Source organism: Mesorhizobium sp. M1143, assembly GCF_040318435.1.
Taxonomy (GTDB): Bacteria; Pseudomonadota; Alphaproteobacteria; order Rhizobiales; family Rhizobiaceae; genus Mesorhizobium.
On record NZ_JAMYMJ010000177.1, the window covers coordinates 1 to 1259 of the forward strand.

General features: G+C 55.0%; 3 protein-coding genes. 1 reads left to right on the forward strand and 2 read right to left on the reverse strand.

From position 1 onward, the window contains the following. A partial coding sequence (locus NKH35_RS31750; protein ID WP_352917573.1) for a hypothetical protein occupies positions 1-215 on the reverse strand: 215 nt, incomplete at its 3' end. A gap of 79 nt (positions 216-294) precedes the next feature. Next, a complete protein-coding gene (locus NKH35_RS31755; protein ID WP_023715276.1) occupies positions 295-888 on the reverse strand; it encodes a CatB-related O-acetyltransferase in 594 nt (197 codons plus the stop codon). Between the two features lie 163 nt (positions 889-1051). On the opposite strand from NKH35_RS31755, the gene NKH35_RS31760 reads away from it, so the two are divergent. After that, positions 1052-1240: a hypothetical protein gene (locus tag NKH35_RS31760; protein WP_352917574.1), complete on the forward strand. Its 189-nt coding sequence runs from the start codon at positions 1052-1054 to the stop codon at positions 1238-1240. The last annotated feature ends 19 nt before the right edge of the window (positions 1241-1259 follow it).

Below are 1259 nucleotides of genomic sequence, written 5' to 3' on the forward strand. Positions count from 1 at the left end.
GTCCTGCTGTTTTGCCGGTCGCGGTAATTATCGAATGACCAGAGAAAATATTGGTCAACCGCTATGGCGACGAACAGGAAAATAGCCAGCGCGGCAATGCCTGAGAGCCAGTATCCGGCACCCAATCTGTAGGCAGATAGGCCGGTCGCCGCTGCAGCCAGCCCCGCGAAATAGGCATCATACTGGTAGAGCAATTTCAGCGTAAAATTTCTCATCGATCGTTTCTACACCAATCCCTTGTTCCCAGGAAGGTTCAGGCGTGACGACATCGCATCGCGCCGATGGCCCAGATCGCTAGACCTTCCGGCTCGACACCGACTTGGTTCTGGTCGCGTGCCTAGCAATGAAAGTCTCGATCGGACCGGTGAGAATAGCTGCCTCGCTCTTGATCTTATCTTCTTCCCATAGCCACCACTTTATTTCCAGCAACTGTGCAATGACATCAGTAGGGAACCGACTGCGGATGACTCGTGCACGATTGCCGGCGACTATTGAATACGGCTCGACAGACTTGGTGACCACGGAGCCGGCACCCACAACGGCGCCATCGCCAACGGTCACGCCTGGCAATATGATGGCGCCGTGGCCAATCCAAACATCGTTGCCAATCGTAATGCCTCCAGGCTTTCCGGCGTTGGGTATCGGCTCAGGCTGCTTCAGGAGGCGGCTATAAATCGGGAATGAAGTGGCACTCTTTGTCTGGTGTTGACCAGTACACATGAAGAGGACTTGGCCAGCAACTGAGCAGAAGCTCCCCACGTCTAGGGGAGATTCACTAGTTGGGAAAAGCACCTTCCGCCAAGTGACGCCATAGGTGTGGCGGCCGACAGAAACATGCTCGGGCAATTTCGCACGTGCGTCCCGAATCCACTTCGAAATAGCCGACATTCTTCGATCCGCCTCTGCCGAATGGCATAGCCGGAAAACACGCATCAACACAACCCAAGAGGAATTGTAATGGCAGTTTCCCGTGAGAAGGAATCGCTTGCCAAGGTGCTCGCGCACGAAGGCGACTATTCAAAACAATAAGAATGATCCTGGTGGCCCAACATTGAAGGGCGTCACCCAGCGCGTCTATGACGCTTGCTGGGTCGGCAAGGGCCAGACAAAGCGCTCGGTCAAAAGCGTCACGACCGACGAGCTGAACGAGATTTACGACCGGCTCGTTGCCGCGAACGGCTTCTTCTTCCCGGCGGAATTTTTGTGGGCGCCGTTCGCGGTAGCGGGTGGTCGAACTTAAATGCCCGCATCAAATTACT